Origin of the sequence: Streptococcus sp. AM43-2AT, assembly GCF_003603405.1 — a bacterium.
Classification (GTDB): Bacteria; Bacillota; Bacilli; order Lactobacillales; family Streptococcaceae; genus Streptococcus; species Streptococcus ilei.
On sequence record NZ_QTND01000001.1, the window covers coordinates 626222 to 647730 of the forward strand.

Annotated in this window: 19 protein-coding genes; 5 read left to right on the forward strand and 14 right to left on the reverse strand. The window is 42.9% G+C overall.

The genetic code is table 11. From position 1 onward, the window contains the following. Positions 1-116 precede the first annotated feature (116 nt). From gtfA to DW930_RS03125, 5 genes are all read right to left on the reverse strand, one after another. Positions 117-1559: a sucrose phosphorylase gene (gene gtfA, locus DW930_RS03105; protein ID WP_123159294.1), complete on the reverse strand. Its 1443-nt coding sequence runs from the start codon at positions 1557-1559 to the stop codon at positions 117-119. A 258-nt stretch (positions 1560-1817) separates the two neighbouring features. Continuing rightward, positions 1818-2651 carry a carbohydrate ABC transporter permease gene (locus tag DW930_RS03110; protein WP_023022885.1) on the reverse strand — a complete coding sequence of 278 codons (834 nt, stop codon included), beginning with the start codon at positions 2649-2651 and terminating at the stop codon, positions 1818-1820. Positions 2652-2664: 13 nt separating this feature from the next. Next, entirely contained in the window at positions 2665-3531 is an 867-nt protein-coding gene (locus DW930_RS03115) for a sugar ABC transporter permease (protein WP_165851209.1), read from the reverse strand. A gap of 13 nt (positions 3532-3544) precedes the next feature. Next, a complete protein-coding gene (locus DW930_RS03120) occupies positions 3545-4804 on the reverse strand; it encodes an extracellular solute-binding protein (protein ID WP_123159296.1) in 1260 nt (419 codons plus the stop codon). A gap of 14 nt (positions 4805-4818) precedes the next feature. Continuing rightward, on the reverse strand, positions 4819-6981 hold the full coding sequence (locus DW930_RS03125; RefSeq protein WP_123159297.1) for an alpha-galactosidase: 2163 nt from the start codon (positions 6979-6981) through the stop codon (positions 4819-4821). Between the two features lie 163 nt (positions 6982-7144). On the opposite strand from DW930_RS03125, the gene DW930_RS03130 reads away from it, so the two are divergent. The 3 genes from DW930_RS03130 (at position 7145) to birA (ending at position 9998) form a co-directional block, all read left to right on the forward strand. Beyond that, the gene (locus DW930_RS03130) at positions 7145-7978 is read left to right on the forward strand and encodes an AraC family transcriptional regulator (protein ID WP_123159298.1); all 834 of its coding nucleotides are present in this window, start codon (positions 7145-7147) and stop codon (positions 7976-7978) included. A 67-nt stretch (positions 7979-8045) separates the two neighbouring features. Continuing rightward, entirely contained in the window at positions 8046-9050 is a 1005-nt protein-coding gene (locus DW930_RS03135) for a LacI family DNA-binding transcriptional regulator (RefSeq protein WP_123159299.1), read from the forward strand. Positions 9051-9056: 6 nt separating this feature from the next. Next, on the forward strand, positions 9057-9998 hold the full coding sequence (gene birA / locus DW930_RS03140) for a bifunctional biotin--[acetyl-CoA-carboxylase] ligase/biotin operon repressor BirA (RefSeq protein WP_123159300.1): 942 nt from the start codon (positions 9057-9059) through the stop codon (positions 9996-9998). Positions 9999-10933: 935 nt separating this feature from the next. Here the strand turns inward: birA and DW930_RS03155 are convergent. From DW930_RS03155 to udk, 5 genes are all read right to left on the reverse strand, one after another. Then, complete coding sequence (locus DW930_RS03155; RefSeq protein ID WP_123159302.1) at positions 10934-11146, reverse strand: DUF3272 family protein; 213 nt, start codon at positions 11144-11146, stop codon at positions 10934-10936. Positions 11147-11184: 38 nt separating this feature from the next. Beyond that, a complete protein-coding gene (gene dnaX / locus DW930_RS03160) occupies positions 11185-12861 on the reverse strand; it encodes a DNA polymerase III subunit gamma/tau (RefSeq protein WP_123159303.1) in 1677 nt (558 codons plus the stop codon). Continuing rightward, positions 12861-13358: a GAF domain-containing protein gene (locus DW930_RS03165; RefSeq protein WP_123159304.1), complete on the reverse strand. Its 498-nt coding sequence runs from the start codon at positions 13356-13358 to the stop codon at positions 12861-12863. The genes dnaX and DW930_RS03165 overlap by 1 nt, the downstream gene beginning before the upstream one ends. 161 nt (positions 13359-13519) lie before the next feature. Beyond that, positions 13520-14191 (reverse strand): YoaK family protein, encoded by a 672-nt coding sequence (locus tag DW930_RS03170; protein ID WP_123159305.1) that lies wholly within the window; start codon positions 14189-14191, stop codon positions 13520-13522. Between the two features lie 68 nt (positions 14192-14259). Beyond that, positions 14260-14895, reverse strand: coding sequence for a uridine kinase (udk, locus tag DW930_RS03175; RefSeq protein WP_023026667.1), 636 nt, complete (start codon positions 14893-14895; stop codon positions 14260-14262). A 208-nt stretch (positions 14896-15103) separates the two neighbouring features. Between udk and DW930_RS03180 the strand changes: the two genes are divergently transcribed. Both DW930_RS03180 and DW930_RS03185 read left to right on the forward strand, forming a co-directional pair. After that, on the forward strand, positions 15104-16081 hold the full coding sequence (locus DW930_RS03180) for a Gfo/Idh/MocA family oxidoreductase (RefSeq protein ID WP_123159306.1): 978 nt from the start codon (positions 15104-15106) through the stop codon (positions 16079-16081). Position 16082: 1 nt separating this feature from the next. Beyond that, the gene (locus tag DW930_RS03185; RefSeq protein ID WP_123159307.1) at positions 16083-17171 is read left to right on the forward strand and encodes a DEAD/DEAH box helicase; all 1089 of its coding nucleotides are present in this window, start codon (positions 16083-16085) and stop codon (positions 17169-17171) included. A 181-nt stretch (positions 17172-17352) separates the two neighbouring features. Here the strand turns inward: DW930_RS03185 and DW930_RS03190 are convergent, their stop codons facing one another. From DW930_RS03190 to DW930_RS03205, 4 genes are all read right to left on the reverse strand, one after another. Beyond that, positions 17353-18717, reverse strand: coding sequence for a polysaccharide deacetylase family protein (locus tag DW930_RS03190; RefSeq protein WP_243635761.1), 1365 nt, complete (start codon positions 18715-18717; stop codon positions 17353-17355). 209 nt (positions 18718-18926) lie between these two features. Then, positions 18927-19313, reverse strand: coding sequence for a VOC family protein (locus tag DW930_RS03195; protein ID WP_023022851.1), 387 nt, complete (start codon positions 19311-19313; stop codon positions 18927-18929). A 130-nt stretch (positions 19314-19443) separates the two neighbouring features. Beyond that, positions 19444-20817, reverse strand: a complete 1374-nt coding sequence (locus tag DW930_RS03200) for a HAMP domain-containing sensor histidine kinase (protein WP_123159309.1) — start codon at positions 20815-20817, stop codon at positions 19444-19446. Beyond that, positions 20807-21481: a response regulator transcription factor gene (locus tag DW930_RS03205; protein ID WP_123159310.1), complete on the reverse strand. Its 675-nt coding sequence runs from the start codon at positions 21479-21481 to the stop codon at positions 20807-20809. Before DW930_RS03205 ends, DW930_RS03200 begins: the two co-directional genes overlap by 11 nt. Positions 21482-21509 lie beyond the last annotated feature (28 nt).

The window sequence follows — 21509 nt, forward strand, 5'->3', positions numbered from 1 at the left end:
ACCTCCTTTCCTCATGGATATTGTACCATGATTTTATAGTTTTGTAAACGGTTACATATTCTAAATTTAAAAAAGGATAAGCATTTTTTACTTATCCCTATCTACCTTCTTATTTTTTAAAATACGATTTCTTGGTCGTTTTCTGTCACTTGGTAAGTCCCATCAGTAAGATTGATTCGGGCTCTTGCTGTGGCGGTCTGGTCCTTGTTTTGGCGCGTGATGACAATAGTCTGTTCATCAGGTGTCTCCACCTCGATCCTTCCTTCTAAGTCAAAAGCTGAGGAATTGTTCCGGAAGCTAAAGAGCTTGAGAAGAGACTGCACGACTGGACGCTCTACTTCTTGAGCAATTTCTTCATTGCTGTAGTAATGCCGGTTGATATTGCGTCCTTCTTTTGTGCTTTCTAAGAGTTCCAAATCATTCTTTCCAGCCAAAAACCCAACATAATAAACTTGTGGAATACCTGGCGCAAAGGCTTGAATCAAACGGGCTAGGAAATACTTGCGATCGTCATCTCCAAGGGCTGAATAATAAGTTGAGTTGATTTGGTAGATGTCCAAGTTATTGTATTCTGCTGTTGAATATTTGCGTTTAACATTCGCTCCTACCTTGTAGAGCTCATTTGAAGCATAGTTAATCTCTTCATCTGTCAAGATATCCTTGACATCGACCACCCCAATCCCATCATGGGTGTCGAGTGTCGTGAATTGCTTCATCGGACTCATCTTCAACCACTTAGCAAGGCGTTCCACTTTGGAGCTATAGAGGGTATAGAGGGTCACCATTGGAAGGGCAAAGTCATAGACATAATAGCCGTGATCGGCAATCTTAAACTGGATGGAATAGTGCTCATGGATCTCTGGCAAGAGTTCAGCTCCATAACTGGCTGCCATATCTCGCACCTTGTCCAGCAAGTCCCAAATATCTGGCTCCACGAAGAAATCATTGGTGTCTAATTTCTTGACGGCATAGGCAAAGGCATCTAAACGAATGAGATCACAGCCATTGCTTGCCAGGTGTTCGATGGTCTTGCGGATAAAGTCCATGGTCACTTCCTTGGTCACGTCCAGGTCAATTTGCTCCTCCCCAAAGGTATTCCAGAGATGCTCAGTCGTCCCATCCGCAAAGGTAATTTCTTGCTTAGGAGCTCGGTCTTTGCGCTTGTAAATCAAATCGACATCTGCTTGAGTTGGACGATTCTCCGGCCAGAACTTATCCCAGTTGAGAAAGAGATCTTTGTAAGCACTTTGGTCGTGCTTTTCTTGGTAGTCCTTGTAGTATTTAGACTGACGGGAAATGTGATTGATCATAAAGTCAAACATGAGGTAATACTTGTCGCCCAGCCGTTTGACATCTTCCCAATCCCCAAAGGCTGGATCCACTTGATCGTAGTCCACAGGCGCAAAGCCTCGGTCTCCTGTAGATGGGAAAAATGGCAAGAGGTGAACCCCTCCTACTGCATCCCCAAAGTGTTTCTCCAGATTTTCATAGAGGTCCTTGAGGTTATTTCCCAAGCTGTCTGAGTACGTAATTAACATGGTCTTGTTTTGAATTGGCATAATGGTTTCCTTTTTCTTATTTGAAAACCAAGTCTAAGAAGACCTGGCTTTCCTGAGTATATCTATTTTAAGAATGACTTTTTAAGATACGAGGGATACGATTTAAATCAGCAAGCTGAATCGTCCCTTTGTATCCGGAATTGAACACGGGACTAATTTCTTAGGAAAAAAGATAAATCTTCTTGTGTGCAAGCACACTACGTTGATTTCCTATTTTTCTACAGAAATTTTCAGCAAGCTGAATCGTCCCTTTGTATCTTATTTCACTGCGCCGTTGCTCATTCCTGCGATAATATGGCGTTGGAAGAAGAGATAGACAATGGTGATACTGATAATGCCGACCACGTAAGAGGCAAAGCTTGGTCCGTAGTCGTTGAAATATTGTCCTGCGTAGTTGTATTGGAACAAAGGCAAGGTCCACATTTTAGAATCCCGGTTCAAGACAAGGAGTGGCAACATGAAGTCATTCCAGAACCAAAGGGCATTGATGATCATGGTTGTCGCATGCATGGGTTTCATCATTGGGAAGATGATGCGGAAATAGGTTGTAAATTTATTCGCACCATCGATCTCTGCTGCTTCATCCAAACTTTCTGGAATAGAGATCTTGATATAGCCCACATAGAGAAAGAGGGTCTGTGGAATCGCATAGGTCAAGTAGAGCAAAATCAACCCAAAGGTGTTGGCCAAACCGAGCTTGCTCATCATGACGGTAATCGGGATCATGATGACTTGGAAGGGTACGAAGATACCAAGGATTAAGAGGGTATACATGATGGTAAAGGCTTTTCTCTTACTCATATTACGAGCAATGGAGTAGGCTGCCATAGGGATACAGATCATCACAGCAAGAAGGGACAAGACAGTGATGACGACTGAGTTCCAGTAATAGCCTCCAATACCATCAGCCAAGAGGCGACTAAAGTTGTCCCATGTGAAGTTGGTTGGAAAGCCAAAGAAATTATCTACAATATCCTTAGTTGGTTTGAAGGAACTAAAGAGGGTGGCAAGGAGCGGCACTAAAATCAGAACCGATCCTAGAATCAATAGAATGTATTTGCCAATCAAGGCTTTTCTTTCATCTTGTTTCATCGTGCTTCTCCTCTTAAATTTCAAATTTCTTAGATACTCTCAATTGGATGATCGAAATCACTACAATCAAGAAGAACAAGATTACGGCAATGGCATTGGCATAACCGAATTGGTTGTTTTTAAAGGCATAGTTATAAACCAAGAGCCCAAGTGAAGTTGTGGCATTGTTTGGACCACCACCGGTCATGGCAAAGACTTGGTCAAAGGCGGTCAACCCACCTTTTAGGGCTAGGATAAAGACCATAGAGACACTTGGTAGCAAGTAAGGCAATTCAATGTTCCAGAAGACTTGCTTACTAGTCGCGCCATCGATCCGTGCTGCTTCTGTAATCTCAGTTGGAATGGATTGCAAACCAGCTAGGAAGATGATGATGGGCATAGCCACCCCTTGCCAAAGAAGGACAAAGACAGCCGCAAAGATCGCTCCCCACTTAGTCCCGAGAAGACTAGTTTGGAGAAACTCAATGTGAAGGGCATTACCAATCGCTGGAAGGCCGTAGTTGAAGACTTGCTTGAAGATCAAAGCCACTGTCAAACCAGACAAAACGGCCGGGAAGAAGAACCAAGCACGGAAGAAGGTTTGGCCTTTGATTTTAGAGTTCAAGACACGCGCAATGAAGATCCCAAGAGCAATCTCCCCAACCACCATGGCAATCGTGATAATCGCAGTAAATCCAATCGCATTCATGAATTTTGGATCCATGAAGAGGAGCTTAAAGTTGTTTAAGCCGACAAATTTGTAGTTATAAGTCAATCCTGTCCAGTTGGTAAAACTGTAAAAGGCTCCTTGAAACATCGGCACATAGAAGAAAATTGCTTGTAACAAGAGGGGGATGGCCACAAAAGCCCATGCCCAATATTTTTGTAATACTTTTTTCATAGTCTCTCTACTCCTAATCCACATCCGCTTTCATCGGGTTAAAGAAGGCATTCAAATCATTGACCATTCCTTGTTTATCACCGGTCAAGACATAGTTCATGGTCAAGGTATGGAAGTCTGCTTCACTGGTCCAGTATTGTTGCAACCAGACCAAGTGACGATCCGTAAAGGCATATTTGGTCATACCAGCAAGCGGTGAATCTTCTCCTGCTTGTTTGACCCCTTCGATCGCTGTTGGAGATCCGTCCACATCGTAGTATTTTTGCATGACTTCTGGACGGGTCATGTATTCCACAAAGGCATTGGCTTCTTTGGGATGTTTGGTGGTAGCTGAGATAGACCATGCCAAGTCTCCTGCACCAACCGTTAAGCTTTGTCCTTTTTCTTTTCCTGGAATCATGAAGGTTCCAACCTTAAATGTCGGTTTTTGTTCATTAATCGCTGTGATCGCCCAAGACCCATTTGGTGTCATGAGGACATCCCCACGTGCGAAGGCTCCGATAACGTCTGTATAGCCGGCACCTTCCCAGTTCTTTTGCTTAGAACCATTAATGCGAAGGATATCCATGACCTTGATGTCGTCTTTCATAATCGGATCAGACAATTTAATGGCATTTGGTTGAGAATAACGAAGGTACTGATTGGCTTCTTTACCTCCACCTGTTGCTGTTGCAAAGGCTAATTGATTGTAACCATTGAGTGTCCAAGCATCTGCACCTGCAATTCCAAATGGTGTTTGTCCTTTAGCGACGATGTCTTTGACTAACTGTTCAAATTCATCCCAGGTTTCAGGAACCTTCAAGCCCAATTCTTCGAATTTATCCTTATTGTAATAGATGCCATAAGCATTGGCTGTGAAAGGAACGTTGTAAACTTTACCGTTCACTGCATATTTTTCAGCATAGCCATTTTTCACGCGTTTCAGATAGTCCTTGTTGCTCAAATCTTCAAAGACACCTGCTTTTGCCCATTCTTGTAGTTCGATGGACTGTGGGTATATATTAACCACATCTGGCACATCTCCTGCGAGGACACGTGTTTTCAATACTTCACCACCGTTCGGTACATTGACAACTTTGACCTTGACCTTAGGATTTTCCTTTTCAAAATCACGAGCGATTTCTTCCAAGGTTTTGGTCATTTCTTTTTTCTGGTTGAAATACTCGATGGTCACTGTGCCATCCGCCGATTTACCATCGTTGGAGCAAGCGCCGAGCCCAAACAAGGCTAAGCCTGTTGTTGCAAGAAGTCCGATTTTTTTATACCATTTCATTTGGCTGTCTCCTTTTATTTTTTGACAAAAACATATTGTTTCGTGAGGAAATCTCCCTGAGGAAGAACGACGGTTAAGCCCGCATACATGAGCTCAGCTCCTGAATAGACTTGGTTCGTCCCTTCTAAGCTATAAAGCGCCTCTTCTTCCAATCCTTTGAGTTTCAAGGTCGGCTCGATCTCTTCAACTGTTGATAAGACCCTTACATAGTTTACAACCGTGCGGTCTTGATAAGTAAACTGGACGGCTGCTTGATTGGCACCTTGACTAGGGTTCATTAAGCGGTAGTGTTGTCCGAATTGGACAACTGGTCGAATTGTTTTGTAGTGAGCGACTTGAGCTGCGATGGTAGCCAACTCTTCTTGAGAAAGGCTGGTCAGATCCAATTCATAGCCCAGGTTTCCCATCATGGCTACATGCCCACGCGTTTCAAGCGGTGTGATCCGCCCCATCTGATGATTTGGCACAGCTGATACGTGAGCCCCCATGGAAATGGTTGGATAGAGATAGCTAGATCCATACTGGATGGGAAGTCTGGCCATGGCATCCGTATTGTCACTCGCCCAGACCTGTGGGAAGTAACGCAACATACCAAGGTCATTACGACCACCACCACCGGAGCAAGACTCAAAGAGAACCTGGTCGTATTTCTCCGTCAAGTAGGAAACCACTTCATAGAGACCCAAGATATACGCATGAGATTGCATCTTGGTTTCAAGGTAGGTTTTCCCATTTCCAAGCTTGGTGATATTGCGGTTCATGTCCCATTTGATATAGTCGATCTCATGGTTTCCAAGTAAGTCATCCAAGACCTGCTTGATATAGTCCACTACTTCTCTATTTGAGAAATCGAGCACCAGTTGATTTCTTGAATAGGTGTGTTCGTAGCCTGGGACTTGAATAGCCCAGTCCGGATGAGCCCGATAGAGGTCACTATCAACAGAAATCATTTCTGGCTCCACCCAAAGTCCAAATTGAAGTCCCTTGTCATGGATGCCCTGGATCAATTCTGCTAGGCTTCCTCCTAATTTTTCTTCATTGACGGTCCAGTCACCGAGGGCCCGATTGTCATCATACCGATTGCCAAACCAGCCATCATCAAGAACGAAGAGTTCGATTCCCACTTTTTGTGCTTCATCTGCTAGCTCCAATAATTTGTCTTTTTTGAAATCAAAGTAGGTCGCTTCCCAGTTATTGATGAGGATCGGACGTTCTTTATAAGCAAACGGAGCTGGAATAATATGGTTTTGAACAAACGCTTGGCTCTCTTGGCTAAGACCGGTCAATCCCTGATGGGAGTATGTGATCATGGCCACTGGGGTATCAAAGCTCTGATCTGGTGCCAATTCCCAGGCGAAGTTTTCAGGATTGATCCCTAGTCCAACCCGAACTTCATTGAGTTGATTTTTCTGAACAAAAGCTTCAAAATTTCCACTGTAGAGTAGTTGGAAGGCAAGAGCAGAACCCGCATCTTCTGTCACTTCATGATCAGCAAGAATAAGAGCTGGGGTCTGGGCGTGTCCAGAAGCACCACGGTTGGAGCTGATGGAGAAGATTCCTTGCTCCACTTGCTGACGGCGAACTGTTTTTTCTCTCGCATAGGCCCCTTGAAGGGTGATGACATCATAGTCACCTGCTGGGACATCTGCCATCACACTAAGAGCCTTGTGAATCACGACGGTTTCGTCACCATAGTTTTCAATCTTAGAAAAGCTAGTGATAGTAGCCTGATCCTCGTAGGCGGTGTAGTATATGGTCAAACGAAGGGCTGCTTGATCATCTTCAAAGACCAAGGCCAAGGTTTCAGCCTGATCTACCGAGTAAGGATTAGGAAGACCGGTCGCCTCGACACTACCAGAGTAGATATTGGCTCCGACATAGAGGAAATCCGTCACCTCTGTGGCTCCGTGCTGGATCTGGATCGACGGTTTTCGAAAATCTCCTAGTCCGTGCTGGCCCAAGACCTGTCGCTGGGTATCTAGACTAAAGATACGATTGTCAGGTGTGAGATTTCCTGAGAAAGCATGGTCCTTCTCATGCACTGTATTGGAAAAATGATAAGACGGGATCGGACGCCCCAGATGCTTAAGCATCAGGTAGCCATCGCGATTTTCAAGGATGAGGCTCAATCCCTTACTTTCTACATAGAACAAATTTTGTTCAATACGAATTGCCATGTCTTCCTCCCATTGGATCCTAAAAATCTATTACTATGTATTTTTATTTCTAGTCCCAATATCTTTCTTTTTTAACATGTCTTTATTTTACGTGATGTAAACGCTTCCGAAAATAGAATTTTGTTGCACTTATATGGTAAAATGTTAGGTAGGAGGTTCAACCATGTCAGTCTTTTCTGAATACCAAACCGACACTATTGACCTAGCCCTTGATTTTTATGGCTACGAAGATTGTCCGAAGAATTATGAATTTGGTCCTAGCGTCCGAGATAATTTTGTACTGCATTTTGTTACCAAGGGAAAGGGAGTCTTTCACTTTGAAAAAAAAGAAATCCACCTAGAAGCTGGGGATCTCTTTCTTCTTCCAAAAAATAAGGTGACCTACTACCAGGCAGACTCAGAAGAGCCTTGGTCCTACTACTGGATTGGCATCAGTGGCACCAAGGTAAGTGATTTCATGCGCTTTTCAACCCTACAAGAAAAAGGCTTTTTAAAGAAAACAGAGGTGGACACAGAGCGGATTGGCCTGTTTATGGAGCAACTCGTCCACAAGGCAGAGGCTTCAAAGATGACTTCACATTACCAACTCCACCTTCTCTCTCAGATCTATGAACTGCTATTTCTTATCAGTGAAGTGGCCCCCGATATCCATCGGAGCTATCCATCTCCCACCTATCAGCTCTATCTGACCTGCAGGCATATGATTGAGACTCATTACAATAAAGAGCATCTAAGTATTCAAGAGATCGCTGATGAACTCAATGTCCATCGGTCTTACCTAACAACTGTTTTTAAGGAGTTTCACCAGATCTCTCCCAAAGAATTCCTGCACTCAGTCCGCATGCAGCGGGCCCAGCAATTGCTGGCAAACACAGACGAGAGCATCAAGATTGTGGCTTACTCAGTTGGCTTTTCAGACCCCCTCTATTTTTCAAAGGCCTTTAAGGCCTATAGCCAACTGACTCCTAGCCAATATCGTAACAAACATAAAATTTAGTAAAATTTTATTTCTTTTTACTAGTATTTAGAGTATACTGGAAGTAGTAAGCAATAAAGGATGAACTATGGCAACGATTAAAGACATTGCGGAAAAAGCAGGCGTTTCTCAGGCAACGGTCTCTCGCGTCCTTAACCAGGATCAAAACCTATCCGTTAGTGATGCAACTCGAAAACTAATATTCGAAACAGCTGAAAAACTCCATTACCAAAAGAAAGATCGAAAAAACAACCCTCTTCAAAGCAAACGCTATCGCATTGCTATCTTAGAATGGGTGACTGAAGAGGAAGAGTTAGAGGATCTTTATTACTACTCCATCCGAGTCGGAATTGAAAAACAAGCCCAAGAACTTGGACACGAAATCTTCCGTGTCTTTAACTTAGAGGATTGGGGACCTCTTGAAAAAGCTGATGGAATTATCGCTCTAGGTAAATTTAGCCCAGAAACTATCCGTCAACTTGAATCCTATCAGAAAAGACTCGTCTTTGTGGACTCTAATACTTTAGTATATGGCCATACCTGTGTCATGACAGATTTTGAAACATCCGTCTACCAAGCGTTAGCTTACTTGATAGAATCTGGTCACAACCAGATTGGTCTTCTTGTTGGACAAGAAACGACCGCTGATAATCGTCCTCTTCAAACAGATCCCCGTTACATGAGTTTTAAGCATTATCTAGAAGAGAAAGAACTCTATCAACCCGATTATATCCGAGTGGGGCACTTCTCAAGTGACTCTGGCTATGATATGATGAAAGAATTGATTGATGAATTGGGAAATCGACTTCCGTCAGCCTTTTTCATGGCCAGCGATGCCTTGGCTGTTGGGGCTCTCCGTGCCCTTCAAGAAGCCAGTATTCCTGTTCCAGATCGGGTCAGTCTCATCTCCTTTAATGATACCTCGATTGCTAAGCATGTCTATCCGCCACTTTCTACCGTCACTGTCTACACAGAAGAAATGGGGAAACAGGCTATTCACAGTCTCTTACAAGACCTTCAAAGAGGAGATTCAGGTATTCCAACTATGCATACTCTGGCCACTCGTCTTACCATCCGTGAAAGCACACGTTAAGAAGCTATGAAAACACACGAAATTTTATACCAAACCTTAGCCCAAGCTCAAGATTATGTCAATGGCGAGCAACTAGCCCAAGAAATGGGACTGTCTCGCACGTCTATCTGGAAGGCCATTCAGCGTTTAGAAAAAGAAGGCATTGAGATTGAGTCCATCAAAAATCGAGGCTATAAGATCCTTTCTGGAGATCTCCTAATCCCCCAAGTTATCGAGGAGCATTGTCCTCTAACAGTCTCCTATAATCCCCAGTGCCAATCCACTCAGCTGGATGCCAAGAATGCCATGGAAGCTGGGGAACACTCCTCTACTCTGTATCTGGCTCCTTACCAAATGGCTGGAAAGGGACGTTTTGGGCGTGACTACTTCAGTCCTTCTCAAGGAGGCATCTACATGTCCCTCCACCTCAAGCCCAATCTCCCCTTTGATCAAGCTCCCGCCTATACCCTCATGGTCGCAGCTGCTATCTACAAGGCCCTGAAAAATCTGGCCTTATTGGATATCGATATCAAGTGGGTCAATGACATCTACTACAAGGGGAAAAAAGTTGGTGGCATTCTGACTGAAGCCATTAGCTCCGTCGAAACTGGCCTCATCACAGATGTCATTATTGGTGTCGGCCTTAATTTTGCCATCACCGATTTCCCTACGGAGCTGAAGGACAAGGCAGGCTCCCTCTTTGAGTCCCAGCCTCCCATTAGCCGCAATGAACTGATTGCTGAGATTTGGAAGGAATTTTTCAACACACCAGAAGAGGAGCTCATCTACCTCTACAAGCAGCGCTCACTAGTCCTAGGTAAGGAAGTCCGCTTCGAACAAAATCAGACCAGCTACCAAGGCCTGGCCAAGGATATCTCAGACAGTGGACAACTACTAGTCCAACTGACGGACGGCCAAGAACGCTGGCTCAACAGTGGAGAAATTTCCCTCAAGCAGTGGGATTTATAAAACAGAACTAACAGATCAAAAAAGAGAGTGGGACAGAAATCGGTCATTCGTTAGAATTCGATTTCGTCGTCCCACCTCCGCACAGTTGAGTAGGGATGTAAAAGCTGATGAAATCAGTGTAGTAGAGCCCACTCAACCACTGCGTCTTGCTCGACAATCCAAAGACAATTGAGAGGCTAGGACTTTTGTCCCAGCCTCCTTTGTTTGAAGAGTTGTCAAAAATTTTTAAAATAATTCTTGATATACTCTAAGCATATATCCAGTAAGAATTTGATAAATAATAATACAATTCCAATCTTCACAAACATGTAATATTTAAATGTTGTGTCATCAAATTCATGCACACGGATCGGAAAGGTGAAAACATTAGACGGATTGATAAGAAAATAAAGTGAAATACAAATGGATAAAACCAAGGCCACTATAAAAATTTTTTTATGTAATTGCATATTTTACCTTTTCCTTTCTTGTTTGACAACATTAAATACCAATTACCAATTTTATATAGCCTGATTAATTCTTTCATTCCCCTTTCTAACAGGCTATTTTATAGTTCTTACACCTTCATCATATACAAATTTCAAAATAATACAAGTCTGTTTTTCAAATCATCTTTATGGTATAATAATAAAGTTGGAGTGATAAATAAAAACTCAGCAACTATCTTAGTAAACTCTAAAAAATTAACTTTTTAGATAGCAGCATGATAAACTTAAGGTTCTTAAAAATTCAAGCATTGTATACTGTATACGTAAAAAAACACCCATGGTGTATACTGCCCCCAAAAAGTTAGACCATTCATTTACACAAAGGATTTCGTTCTATATTGCACAGGACGAAGTTCTTTTCTACAACAAAATAGGCTCCATAATTCCTACAGTGGTTTAACCACTACAGAAATTTTAGAGCCTTTAAAAATAAGCACCGTTTGGTGCTTATTTTTTATACTTATCTTGTTTTTTCTGATTGAGCTGTTGATCGATACTTTCGACCAACTTCCCTAAGATATAGCTGACTTGTAAATTTCTTAGTATCAAGAGAGCCCAAAAGACTGCTGCCAGGTAGCTTTCTCTCATCACAGCATCATTAAAAAAATAGGTTTCAAAGGCTGTAAAAATAGCCATACTCCAAAATTGACGTTTATTCATATTGTTATTCTACCACGATTTTCTGGAAAAAGCACAGGCTAGTCTTCTTGGACCGTAATTTTATCAGAGAGGAAATCAAAGCCCTCCGGAATGACAGACTCTTCTGCCACTTCGACCTCTTCCTTATGACCACGCGCTTTCTTAGAGAATTCCGCCCGAACCTGGGTCCATTCCTCCATGGAAATAGCCAGAATCTCCGGAGAAAAACCTGCCGCATTGCTTAAAATATTACCAAACATGGTATTGAGGTTATCTCGCTTCATGGTCTGTTCAGCATTAAAGGCAGACTCAAAGGCTAAAATCGCATGACGTTCATTGGCCGCAACTGGCTGGGAACCAACCAGCAAAGCCTTATCTGCCCCTGCTAGGCTTTCAATAATTTCCCCCCATGCGTTTTGTAAGCGAATGAGATTGTTTCGGGCTAAATCTGGATTTTCAACCGCTTCTTGTAAGATAGCTTGAAGCTTATTACGGTCCACTCGATAGCCCTTGCTAGACTTCTGAGGACGAGCTGGGGCGGACTTAGCTACAGGAGCACCACTCGCTACTTGGGACAACTGATTCTTCAGAGACTCGACTTCTCTTTTGAGCTGGTCTACTTGCGCCAAGAAATCTGCTGGAAGAGCTACTGGGCTAGCCGAAGGGCTCTCACCCTTGTATTCTGCTAGGCGAATGGTCATCATCTCCGTGTAAATCTTCGGTTGTAGACTATTTTTGATATCCGCTAAGCTCTTCGTCGCGAGGTCAATCCATGCAAAGAGCGTTGCTTGCGGAATGGCTAGATTCTGGTTAAAACGCTCACTGACATGGAGATTTTCCCCACCTGTCTGAACGATTAAGAGATCCCGCAAATACTGCAAGAGGTCCGTCACAAAGCGGGCCATATTTTTCCCATTATCAAAAATCAGGTTTAACTGGTCCAAGGCAGCTGTTGCATCTTGTGCTGACAAGGCAGCAACATAGAGATCTAATGCTTCTTGACTGATGGAGCCTGTGATTTCTTCTGCTGTTGCCGTGGTCAATTGGGCTTCACCTGTCAGACTGAGGGCTTGGTCCAAAATGGACAAGGCATCCCGCATCCCACCTTCGGCCCGACGGGCAATAATGGCTACAGCTTCTTCTTCGTAATCAATCCCTTCTTTGTTCAAAACAGCTTTTAGGTGGTCTTGGATAGCCGGAGTCTTGATAGATTTGAATTCAAAGCGCTGAACCCGCGAAAGAATAGTTGCTGGAATCTTATGTAACTCTGTTGTTGCTAAAATAAAGACTACATTTTCTGTCGGTTCTTCCAAGGTCTTGAGAAGGGCATTAAAAGCGCCTGTCGAGAGCATGTGCACCTCGTCAATGATATAGACCTTATGAGGGGCCAAGCTAGGCGCATAGGTGGATTTGTCACGAATATCACGGATCTCATCCACTCCATTATTAGAGGCGGCGTCAATCTCAATCACATCCTCTAATCTGCCATTGGTAATGGCTTCACAGATATAGCAATCATTACAAGGTTCTCCCCCTTTTTGGTTGGGGCAGTTCATGGCCTTGGCAAAGATTTTCGCCACACTGGTCTTCCCCGTCCCACGAGGGCCAGAAAAGAGATAGGCATGGCTAATTTTTCCCTGTTCGACAGCTTGTCGAAGGGTCGTCGCAATAACCTCCTGCCCGACAAGTTGGCCAAAGGTCTGGCTTCGGTATTTACGATAGAGGGCTTGATACATTAGTCTACTACTCCAAACATCCTAAAATTCCAATCCGTTTTTTCTAGCAAGATGGCTACAAAACGTTCCAAATAAAGGCGATCCAAATCGTCATAATCTCCCACCCGATCCGAATCTAGATCTAAAACTCCCAGTAACTGGTCCTTCAAGACCATGGGCACCACAATCTCACTCATGGCCCGACTGTCACAAGAGATATAATTGGCATGCTGGGTCACATCCTCAACGACCAGTGTCGATCTTTTCTCTGCTGCTTCTCCACAAACGCCTTTCCCTAAAGCAATATGGACACAGGAAACCTGACCTTGAAAGGGGCCTAAAATCAACTCTTTTTGATCATAGAGGTAAAAGCCAGCAAAGACTGAATGAGGTAGAGCCTGATTGAGCAGAGCACTGGCATTGGCTAAATTGGCCAAGGCATTGCTCTCACCCTCTAAAAGAGCTTCTAACTGGGCTAGTAAAAGTTGGTAACGTGATTCTTTTTCCTGCATATTCATACCCTTTATTATACCAAACTTTAGCTAGAAAATTAAGTATTTACCATGGAGCAAGCCTTGATACAAACCGAAACCCTACTAGAAGTATCCAGCAACTGTTCCCAATTAAAAAGTCAAGGACCCAGGATCCCTGACTAATTTAACCAATAGATAAAATTCGTCTAACTGTCTCTCCGCACGTATTGAATCGCACGATAAGAGAGAAAAATGATTAGAACAAGGGAAACAAACCAGATGGTCCGAAGTCCGTAATATTGGATGAGGAAGGTAGATAGAATAGCTCCACCCACAAAACTTCCAATCAAAGAAGTCATAAAGAGAGATTCCCAGAAAAACTCTATCTTTCGATCCCGTACAAAATTCCCGTAAGCGACCATGGTCTTCTTGAGATTCCCTGTCATAAAGGAATAGTTGTAGGTGTAACCATCTACTTCTCCAAAGGAAATGGCTACAATCCCTAAGCTCAGCCCAAAGAATGGCACAATATAGACATTGGGCACTTCTTTGGGAAGAAATCCTGCCACTAAGGTCGTCAAAACCATGGGCACCAAGGTACTAAGTCGCCAAACGGAATGACTAAAGAAGCGTTGAAAGACGGTCATCAAGAAAATCCCGATCATAAAGGCCAACATGGTTGCTAGTTTGACCTCCACATCCGCGATTTCATGGCCAATTAAACCAACGGATAGAAAGACAACGTTCCCAGTTTGGCCCGCCGTTAAGGTCCCTCCTCTTTCGATAAAGGTGTAGGCATCTGAAAAGCCTGCACACATGGTCAGTAGGCAGGCAAAGGCCTTACTTCTGGAGTGAAACTCCCTTCTTAACTTTTTCATTTTTCTCCCTATTTGTCATGGAAAAGAGGCTGGAACACTACTTTCTAACCTCTCATCACTTATTATTTTTATCCTTCACGTGATTCGCTCAAAATCTTCTCAATCTTGGTCGTAATCAAATCAATGGCTACGGTATTGGTCACACCTTCTGGAATGATCACATCCGCATAGCGCTTGGTTGGCTCGATGAACTGGTGGTACATCGGTTTCACCACTCCTAAGTACTGATCGATGACACTGTCCAAACTCCGACCACGCTCTTCCATATCCCGCTTAATCCGGCGAATGATCCGCACATCATCATCGGTATCAACGAAAATCTTGATATCCATCAAGTCACGAAGACGCTTGTCCTCCAAGACCAAAATCCCCTCAACGATAAAAACATCCTGAGGCTCCTGGCGATAAGTCTTAGCGCTACGCGTATGCGCTGCGTAGTCGTAAGTTGGGATATCCACTGGACGGCCAGCCAACAACTCATTGATTTGCTCGATCATGAGATCGGTATCAAAGGCAAAGGGATGGTCGTAGTTGGTCTGAATCCGCTCTTCAAAGGTTAAATGACTTTGATCCTTATAATAAGAGTCGTGTTCAATCATAGCAATCTTTTCATCTGGGAAGTGGGATAAAATTGCACGAGAAACACTGGTTTTCCCCCCACCAGAACCACCTGTTACACCGATAATAATTGGTCTGTTTCGCATCTTCTTCTCCATTTTCTATAATCCTATTTATTCTATCACAAAAGCAACCTCTTGACCACGACTTGAACCATTTTTCTATGGATTTCCATCCACAAGTCAAGTAAACATTCTTTCCTCCTGCTACCCCAGTTAGAAAGGCCCATTCCATCTTTTTAAGGTGAAACATGATATAATGAAACCAGTAAATACCTGATTGAAAGGAGCTGCCATGCTAAAACTCGGTATCATTGGCACCAGTGCTATTTCCCACTCCTTCCTAGATGCAGCTAACAAAACTGCCCAATATAAGTTAAGTGCGGTCTATTCACGGACCTTGGAGAAAGCTCGTAGCTTCTCTCAACCCTATGGACAAGTAGCTCTCTATGATGACCTGATTGCCTTTTTAGATAGTGACCTGGATGTTATCTACATTGCTAGTCCCAATTCACTTCACTATCCTCAGGCTAAATTAGCCCTCTTGGCTAAGAAACATGTCATCCTTGAAAAACCGGCTGTCACCACTCCCAAGGAATGGAAAGAGCTGGTCAAATTAGCTAATGAACACCAGGTCTATCTCTTTGAAGCTGCTCGCAACTATCATGAAAAAGCCTTTACGACCATCCAAGACTTTCTCAAAGACAAAACCATTTTAGGTGGCCACATGACCTATGCCAAATACTCTTCTAAAATGCCTGAGTTCTTAAAAGGGAATATTCCCAATATTTTTTCCGATCAATTTGCAGGTGGAGCACTTATGGATTTGGGTGTCTATCCTCTCTACTTTGCAATCGGCCTCTTTGGTCAACCTGAATCAGTAACCTATCGGGCGCGGCAATTGCCTAGTTCGATCGATTTGAACGGACATGGCAGCTTGGTGTATTCTGACTTTGTCATTGGCATTCAAGCCGGCAAAGATGTAACCAGCAATCTTCCTGCGGAGATCTACACGACAGACGGCACCCTCTTCATTAGTGGGATCGAAGCCGTTAGTCAGGCTCTTTTTCAAGACCATTCTGGAAACAGCTACCAGCTTCCAATCACTCCTGCCCCTCATAACATGTTAGAAGAAGCCCAGGCCTTTGCTAGCATGATGACAGAAGGCAACCAGACACTTTACCAGACTTGGCTCCAAACTGGACAGATGGTCCACCAAGCCCTCTACGCTATGCGCCAAGATGCTGGAATACACTTTAAGGACGAAAACTAATATGACACTAGCATTTCCACCGCTCTGGCAAGAGCAACTTCAAACCCTTGGCTTTGAGCAACTCACTGAAATTCAGGAACGCCTCTTTGATCCTATTACCCAAGGGGAGAACGTACTTGGAGTCAGCCCGACAGGAACTGGAAAGACTCTGGCCTATCTCTTCCCTAGTCTTCTCAAGCTAAAACCTAAAAAAGCGCAACAATTGTTGATCCTCTCACCTAATACAGAGTTGGCAGGACAAATTTTTGAGGTTGCCAAACAATGGGCAGAACCTCTCGGACTCAGTGCCCAACTGTTCCTCTCTGGCTCTAGTCAAAAGCGGCAAATCGAACGCCTCAAAAAGGGGCCCGAAATTCTCATTGGAACTCCTGGCCGTATTTTTGAATTGATCAAGTTAAAAAAAATCAAGATGATGAATGTCGATACCATCATCCTGGATGAATTTGACCAACTTTTTAGTGACTCTCAGTATCACTTTGTCGATAAGATTTGCCACTACGCACCCCGAGATCATCAATTTATCTATATGAGTGCAACGACCAAGTTTGATCCAGAACAAATCAAACCCAATACCCTAACCATTCAAGTGGAAGGACAAAACTTGGACAATATCCAGCACTTCTATATGGAAGTGGATAAGCGAGAAAAAGTCGAACTCCTCAGAAAACTCTCCAATGTCGAAGACTTTCGTGGGCTCGTTTTCTTCAACAGCTTGTCAGACCTGGGAAACGCCGAAGAAAAACTCCAATACCGGGAAGTTAGCGCTGTCTCACTTGCTAGTGACGTTAATGTCAAGTTCCGTAAAGTCATTCTGGAACGCTTTAAGGACCATCAGCTGACACTCCTTCTTGCAACCGATTTGGTGGCACGAGGAATTGATATCGACTCTCTAGAATGTGTCGTCAATTATGAAGTCCCTCGAGATGCCGAAACCTACATCCACCGATCTGGGCGGACCGGACGCATGGGCAAAGAGGGCTATGTTATCACCTTAGTTAGCCATCCAGAAGAGTTGAAAAGTTTAAAAAAATTAACCCCCGTTCGTCCCTTGATTCTCAAGGGAGCTCAACTTTATATAGGGGAGGAATAAGAAGAGGCTGGGACAAAAGTCCTAGCCTCTCAATTGTCTTTGGATTGTCGAGCAAGACGCAGTGGTTGAGTGGGCTCTACTACGCTGATTTCATCAGCTTTTACAGCCCTACTCAACTGTGCGGAGGTGGGACGACGAAATCGAATTCTAACGAATGACCGATTTCTGTCCCACTCTCTTTTTAATTACGATTGTAATAGAGGCGATGACTTTCCACTTGGTGGTCTAAGAGTTCATCAACCGTCACGATAGTGTAGCCTTGCGATTGAAGGTATTCAATAACAGCTGGAAGGGCATTGATAGATGTTTGGTGAATATCGTGCATCAGGATGATTGATCCTGGTTTGACTTGTTTTTTCACTTCTGCCAAGATGGCTTGTGTATTATGAGTCTTCCAATCCAGAGTATCCACATCCCACATGATAAAGGCCTGATCCACTGCATATTGAATGGCACTATTAATCGAACCATAAGGCGGACGAGTAATTTTCGTTTGCACTCCAGTCACCTTTTGAATCACTTCTTTAGTATCCATGATTTCTTTTTGGGCAGATTCTAAAGGTAACTTGGTTAAGACAGGGTGATTCCAGGTATGGATCCCGATTTCATGTCCTTCCTGACGTACCCGTTTGGCCACTTCAGGATAGGCCGAGACATTCTTCCCAAGCATAAAGAAAGTCGCTTTAACATGGTACTTGTTCAAGATATCTAGGGCTTGAGGGGTCGTCGTTGGATCTGGACCATCATCAAATGTTAAGGCAACCATCTTAGCATGACGTTGAGTTTGGTAGGCCTCATAAGATTGAAGATCTTCAGGATTCAGACGAGCAGAATCAATCACATCATAGAGTTTGGAAAGAGGAACATCAAAAGTTTCCATACCTTCAATATCTACTGGAAGCGTGATGGACAGCACACCTTTATTATAGGTGAACTGCCAGCTTGCCATATCACTTGCTGAGACGGTTTGCATCAGCTCTTCAATTCTATCTTCCCCTAACTGAAGGAAGACCAGCTGGGCACGCAATTCTGTTAAGAGGGTTTCTTTGGCTAGATCTGCATCCGTAAACAATTGGGAAAATTGGAAGACCGTCCCCTCATCCGTTAGATAGAGGAGAGGTAGTTTGTCAATCCCATCTTTAATGAACTTGCCGTTTTTCCACTTGTACTGGGTCTTCTTCACCTGATAAGGGTGAACCCCTACAAATGGGTCTTCTGAGAGTTCGGTATGGTAGAACAAGAGCTCTTTTGCTTGCTGGTTCTTCTTCTCTTCTTGAGGAAGAGAGCCAACGTCAGCCAAAATTCTCTCTTTAACTACTGTGATGGGTTCTTCATTATTTTTCGGGTAGTAAGCAGCAACATATGATTGACCAACCATTCCTTTTTGAAGGCTGGTATCTTTGTCTTTTTCAACTGCTTCTTCTTCCTTAATGACTTTAGAAAGCTGTTGATTATAATTTTTGATGGTGCGGGCTTCCTCAATCTTCTGATAAGCCAGATAGATTCCTCCGATAAAAAGGAGGTTAAGAAGAATGAGGATAAACATTTTCAAGTAGGAATTCTTCATATTCTTATTATAGCAATTTTATCACCAAAAAACAGTAGAAAACTCTCAAATCTTAAATCTAAAAAATAATAGGAATTTAGAACTGATCCCGTCCTTCTTCATTTCAATTGATAACAGCAACTATCAATGATAAAAAAAAACAAGTTTGGTCAAACTTGTTCTTCCTTGTCAGTTTATGTGATTACCATTTATAAGGACTTTTCACGAATCACTTCTACTTTGTAGCCATCTGGGTCCACAATAAAGTAATAGTTTGGAAGTGTTCCTGGCAAGCCTTTTGGATCCGTTACTTGATAACCTTTTTCCTTATGCTCGGCATGAAGGGCTTCAAGGTCTGGGGTACTCAAGGCTACGTGAGCAAAACCATCTCCAATAACATAAGGACCATGATCATAGTTGTAAGTTAATTCCAACTCATAGTCATCCCCTTCTAAACCAAGATAAACAATCGTAAATTTGTATTCAGGAAAATCTTTGCGACGCAATTCCTTAAAGCCAAATGCATCTGCATAAAAGGCAATTGATTTTTCTAAATTCTCCACACGTAAACAAGTGTGTAACATTTTTGAAGCCATAAGACACCTCTTTCTTTTTTTACTATTATACACTAGTCAGATCAAAATAGCGATGAATTGAAATGGATGAAAAAGAGAGTGGGACAGAAATCGGTCATTCGTTAGAATTCGATTTTGTCGTCCCACTCACTTACTTGTTCTTCGTTGATTTAGAGCTGGATCTCTTTTTACTTTCTGACTTCGTTGCTAGTTTTACCTCGAAAATAGAACCTTTAGGTTTGTTATCTCGAACACTAATGGTACCATTGAAGGCTTCTACGATTTGCTTGGCTAAGGATAAGCCCAAACCAAAACCACCCTTTTGACGGGTTCGCGCCTTATCCACTCGATAGAAACGATCAAAAATCCGTTTTTTATCTTCATCAGCAATTCCTGGACCATTGTCCTCTACTCGAAGATAGAGATAACGATCCTTGAATTGGGCGACAAAGCGTATTTTCCCTTCTTCCTCTGTATATTTGAGGGCATTATCATACAAAATGGTCATCAGTTGTTTCAATAGGACCTTATCAGTCACCAGACTCCTATCCACCAGATTCTCATATTCAAAGATTTTTTCGTTTTCCTCCGCAATGATTTCATAATTGGCAAAAGTTTGGTCAAAAAAGGATGGTGTGATCTCGCTAAACTCTGGTTTAATCCCATCATCTCGACGGGCTAAGTTTAAGAGATTGGTCGTCAATAAGCGCATATTGCGAACTTCATCCAAAGAGGAGGCAATATTCTCACTAGATTCCATAATCGTCGCCTCTGGTTTTCGGAATAAGGCTTCCAAACGATTTTGCAAAACCGCTAAAGGCGTCCGCAATTCATGAGAAGCATTTTCGACGAAGGCCTTCTGCCGGTTCATGCTCTCTAAGAGAGGTTTCACACTCATCTTAGCCAAGAAGATACTTGCAAAGAGGGAAATGCCCCAGAAACAAATCATAACCAAGGCAATTTGACTCTCATGTTTTTCACTGGTCTGCTCCAACTGGCTGATGTTGGTCATGATCACGGCATATTTCACCCCGTCGATATAATCATCGGGATCAATATCTACCAAATAAGCCCGGTAACTTTCCTTCTGCTTATAATGATTAGTAATTTGAATCTGCTTGATCTTGTTTAAATAACTGCGACTAAAAGTTACTGTTTTTAGATCTAGGAAACCATTATCCGTCGTCACATTTTCAAATTTATCATTCAAGAGGATGGCTGTGCTATTGGAAGTAACCGATGGTCTAGGGCCATCCTCGGGACCAAGTTCATCATCTTCTGGTCCGTCATCAGCAGTTTCGTCTCTTCCCATCCCATTGCCTGTACGGTTTGCCAAACTGATAATCGAATAGCGATCTTTACTGAGCATTTTTAAATTCTCGTCAACCGTTGTATAAAGACTGGAACGCATCACCTGAATAATAATCAAGGTCATGGTTGAGAAAATCAAGGTAAAGAGTCCGAAATAGCGGATAAAATAAGAAAAGTCATCCGCATTGACAGTTTTTTTTATTTTATTGAGCATCTTTCAGAATATACCCCACGCTACGCAATGTTTGGAGATTTTTTGCAAAGTCTGTACCTTTTAATTTCTTACGAATCTTAGAAACATACACTTCGACAACCGAAATGGTCGTATCGCTATCAAATCCCCAAATTCGATCAAAGATTTGTGTTTTTGGCAGGATGACATTTTGATTTTGAAGGAAATAGACCAAAAGATCAAATTCTTTTCCTAATAGTTCTACTTCTTTCCCTTCAACAAGCGTAGAGTTAGTCGAGAGATTAACGGTCACATTCCCATAAGAAAGAGTATTTTCATTGACCTTACCAGCGCGCTTCAACAATGCTTGGATTCGCATTTTCAACTCTTCTAGGTAGAAAGGCTTGGTCAGATAGTCATCTGCTCCCAACTCAAAACCATGGCCCTTATCGTCCAAGCTCTCTTTGGCTGTCATAATCAATACTGGAGTGGAGACCCCCTTATCTCTCAATTCTTTCAGAACTTGGAAACCATCTTTGCCAGGAAGCATGAGGTCCAGTAAAATTAGGTCATAGATGCCACTTTCAGCCTCATACAAACCTTCATCCCCATCAAAGACTTGCATGACATCTGCAAAATCATCTAAAAAATCAAATACTGAATTAGACAAACCAAGGTCATCTTCGACTAATAAAATCTTAATCATGTTTACTTTCTCCTTCTCATTCTTCCAT

Coding starts and splice junctions, on each gene's coding strand:
- udk (WP_023026667.1), bottom strand. CDS start 14,895: ATGCGAAACAGACCAATTATTATCGGTGTAACAGGTGGTTCTGGTGGG.
- DW930_RS03165 (WP_123159304.1), bottom strand. CDS start 13,358: ATGAATATGCAGGAAAAAGAATCACGTTACCAACTTTTACTAGCCCAG.
- DW930_RS03195 (WP_023022851.1), bottom strand. CDS start 19,313: ATGGCTTCAAAAATGTTACACACTTGTTTACGTGTGGAGAATTTAGAA.
- dnaX (WP_123159303.1), bottom strand. CDS start 12,861: ATGTATCAAGCCCTCTATCGTAAATACCGAAGCCAGACCTTTGGCCAA.
- DW930_RS03200 (WP_123159309.1), bottom strand. CDS start 20,817: ATGCTCAATAAAATAAAAAAAACTGTCAATGCGGATGACTTTTCTTAT.
- DW930_RS03135 (WP_123159299.1), top strand. CDS start 8,046: ATGGCAACGATTAAAGACATTGCGGAAAAAGCAGGCGTTTCTCAGGCA.
- DW930_RS03205 (WP_123159310.1), bottom strand. CDS start 21,481: ATGATTAAGATTTTATTAGTCGAAGATGACCTTGGTTTGTCTAATTCA.
- DW930_RS03125 (WP_123159297.1), bottom strand. CDS start 6,981: ATGGCAATTCGTATTGAACAAAATTTGTTCTATGTAGAAAGTAAGGGA.
- DW930_RS03120 (WP_123159296.1), bottom strand. CDS start 4,804: ATGAAATGGTATAAAAAAATCGGACTTCTTGCAACAACAGGCTTAGCC.
- DW930_RS03110 (WP_023022885.1), bottom strand. CDS start 2,651: ATGAAACAAGATGAAAGAAAAGCCTTGATTGGCAAATACATTCTATTG.
- DW930_RS03190 (WP_243635761.1), bottom strand. CDS start 18,717: ATGTTTATCCTCATTCTTCTTAACCTCCTTTTTATCGGAGGAATCTAT.
- DW930_RS03155 (WP_123159302.1), bottom strand. CDS start 11,146: ATGAATAAACGTCAATTTTGGAGTATGGCTATTTTTACAGCCTTTGAA.
- DW930_RS03130 (WP_123159298.1), top strand. CDS start 7,145: ATGTCAGTCTTTTCTGAATACCAAACCGACACTATTGACCTAGCCCTT.
- birA (WP_123159300.1), top strand. CDS start 9,057: ATGAAAACACACGAAATTTTATACCAAACCTTAGCCCAAGCTCAAGAT.
- gtfA (WP_123159294.1), bottom strand. CDS start 1,559: ATGCCAATTCAAAACAAGACCATGTTAATTACGTACTCAGACAGCTTG.
- DW930_RS03185 (WP_123159307.1), top strand. CDS start 16,083: ATGACACTAGCATTTCCACCGCTCTGGCAAGAGCAACTTCAAACCCTT.
- DW930_RS03115 (WP_165851209.1), bottom strand. CDS start 3,531: ATGAAAAAAGTATTACAAAAATATTGGGCATGGGCTTTTGTGGCCATC.
- DW930_RS03170 (WP_123159305.1), bottom strand. CDS start 14,191: ATGAAAAAGTTAAGAAGGGAGTTTCACTCCAGAAGTAAGGCCTTTGCC.
- DW930_RS03180 (WP_123159306.1), top strand. CDS start 15,104: ATGCTAAAACTCGGTATCATTGGCACCAGTGCTATTTCCCACTCCTTC.